This is a genomic window from Paeniroseomonas aquatica, from assembly GCF_030409335.1.
Classification (GTDB): domain Bacteria; phylum Pseudomonadota; class Alphaproteobacteria; order Acetobacterales; family Acetobacteraceae; genus Belnapia; species Belnapia aquatica.
Genome location: NZ_JAUFPN010000116.1, coordinates 1 through 1803, shown reverse-complemented (window position 1 = coordinate 1803; position 1803 = coordinate 1). Strand labels below are relative to the sequence as shown.

Here is a 1803-nt window from a genome sequence, read left to right as displayed (position 1 = left end):
CCTGCGGATTGACGCCGTTCAGCTTGCAGGTCTCGACGAGCGAGGCGATGACGGCCCAGTGCTCGGCGCCGCCGTCGGAGCCGGCGAACAGGGCGTTCTTCCGGGTCAGGGCCAGGGGGCGGATGGATCGCTCGACGATGTTGTTGTCGAGCTCGATGCGCCCATCATCGAGGAAGAGGCCAAGCCCCGCCCAGCGCGAGAGCGCGTAGCGGATCGCTTCGGCGAGCTTGGTCTTCTGGCTGATCAAGGCGAGCTTTTGCCGTAGCCACGGCTCGAGGGCATCAATGATCGGTTTGCTCCTTTGCTGCCGTGCGCCCCGGCGCTCCTCCGGGGTGCGGCCACGGATATCAGCCTCGACGCGATAGAGGTCGGCGATGCGTAGCAGGGCTTCACTGGCGATCGGTGCGGGGCCGGTCTGGGCCAACTCGTAGAAGCGCCGCCGAACATGCGCCCAGCAGAACGCTAGGCTGACCGCGTTGCGCCCGGCCAACGTCTTGTAGCCGCCATAGCCATCGACCTGCAGGATGCCGGCGAAACCATCGAGATGGGCGATCGGTCGCTCCCCCTTGCGGTCGGGTGCATAGACATAGGCGACGGCGGGCGGATCCGCCCCGCCCCAGGGCCGGTCATCGCGGGCATAGGCGAAGAGTTGCCCCGTCTTGGTCCGGCCCCGCCCGGGATCGAGCACCGGCGCCGTGGTCTCGTCGGCGAACAGCTTCGGCGAAGCCTTCAGCATCGCCAGCATCCGCTCGTGCACGGGGCGCAGCAGGAAGGCCGCGCGCCCGACCCAGTCGGCCAGCGTCGAACGATCAAGCGTGACACCCTGACGGGCATAGATCTGGGCCTGACGGTACAGCGGCAGATGATCGGCGTACTTCGAGACCAGAACCTGGGCGACCGTTGCCTCGGTCGGGATACCACCCTCGATCAGCCGAGCCGGCGCGGGTGCCTGCACCACCACGTCTTCGCAGGAGCGGCAGGCGTATTTCGGCCGGCGCACCACCAGCACGCGGAACTGCGCCGGCACGATGTCGAGCCGCTCGGCCACGTCCTCGCCGATGCGGTGGAGCCGTCCGGAACAGCAGGGGCAGACATCGCTCTCGATATCGACCACCGTCTCGATGCGCGGCAGATGGGCGGGCAACGCGCCGCGGTTGGCCCGACGCTTTGCGACCCGCTCGGTCTTTGTCGCCGGGGCGTTTTCCTCAGATGCCGCAAAACCTGCGGCCTCCACCTGCTCGGCCTCTTCCAGGGCGAGGAGAAGCTGGTCCTCGGGTAGCGTCTCGGCGCGCCGGCCGAAGCGATGGCGCTGCAATTCCTTGATGATCTGACGCAGCCGCTCGATCTCAGCCTCCCGGGCGATCAGCATCGCCTGGAGCGTCTCGGGATCACGGGGAAGCTCGGAGCGGAGCGAAGCCATGACCCCGATTCAATCATATTCGCCAGTGGCTTGCGAGGGTTTTCAGCTCGCCGCGACCGGCGTCGTCGTCCGTTGTGGCTCATGCACCCGGCGCCAGTCCAGACCCTCGAACAAGGCTTGCAGCTGGGCGGGCGTCAGCCGCAGCGCGCCGTCCTCGATCTTCGGCCAGCGGAACTCGCCATCCTCCAGACGCTTGGCGACCAGCACCACGCCGGTGCCGTCCCAGAACACCAGCTTCACCCGATCAGGACGCTTGGCGCGGAATACATAGACCGTGCCCGAGAATGGATCGGCACCCATCGTCTCGCGCACCGGGGCGGCCAGGCCTTCGCCCCCCTTGCGGAAGTCGACGGGTTTCGTGGCAACCATGACCCGGACTGCGC

At 67.6% G+C, this 1803-nt stretch carries 2 protein-coding genes; both read right to left on the bottom strand.

Features of this window, described 5'->3' with window-relative positions; translation table 11 throughout:
* On the bottom strand, positions 1 to 1420 hold a 1420-nt coding region (gene tnpC / locus QWZ14_RS10770), incomplete at its 3' end, for an IS66 family transposase (RefSeq protein ID WP_290316660.1).
* 42 nt (positions 1421 to 1462) lie between these two features.
* Positions 1463 to 1803, bottom strand: a 341-nt coding sequence (gene tnpB / locus QWZ14_RS10765) for an IS66 family insertion sequence element accessory protein TnpB (protein WP_290316659.1), incomplete at its 5' end; no start/stop codon positions are given.